We start from the raw sequence: 391 nt of genomic DNA, 5'->3' as shown, positions 1-391 counted from the left end.
GACAGGCCCAGGAGGGTTCGACCACCCCTCCCCCGCCGTCGTGCACCTCGACGCGCACCAGTCCGTTCGCGCAGAGCCGCAGCCTCAGCAGATAGCCACGTCCCGGCGGGACCCCGTGCAGCAGCGCGTTCGTCGCCAGTTCGCTGACGCACAGCTCGATGTCGCCGTTCCTCCCCTCGTAGCCCCAGTTCCGGAGCACCGCCCGGGTGAACAACCGCGCCCCGGGGACGGACCGGCGCTCCCGCCGCCACAGCTTCTGGCGCACACGCGGGTACGGCGGCACAGGCGTCACCGGGTCTCCTCGCAGGTGCAGACCGGGGGCGGGGCCGCGAGCACGGCAAAGGGGTAGTAGGGCGCGACCGGGGTCCCCGTCCCACGGGCAGGTATACGC

General features: G+C 73.1%; 1 protein-coding gene. It reads right to left on the bottom strand.

The window, feature by feature from the left end:
* A partial coding sequence (locus GUY61_RS38915) for an ATP-binding protein (protein WP_166634974.1) occupies nt 1-292 on the bottom strand: 292 nt, incomplete at its 3' end.
* Between the last annotated feature and the right edge of the window lie 99 nt (nt 293-391).

Source organism: Streptomyces sp. GC420 (assembly GCF_009916105.1).
Taxonomy (GTDB): Bacteria; Actinomycetota; Actinomycetes; order Streptomycetales; family Streptomycetaceae; genus Streptomyces.
The sequence above is the reverse complement of the archived record's forward strand: the minus strand, read 5'-3'. Positions and strand labels throughout refer to the sequence as shown.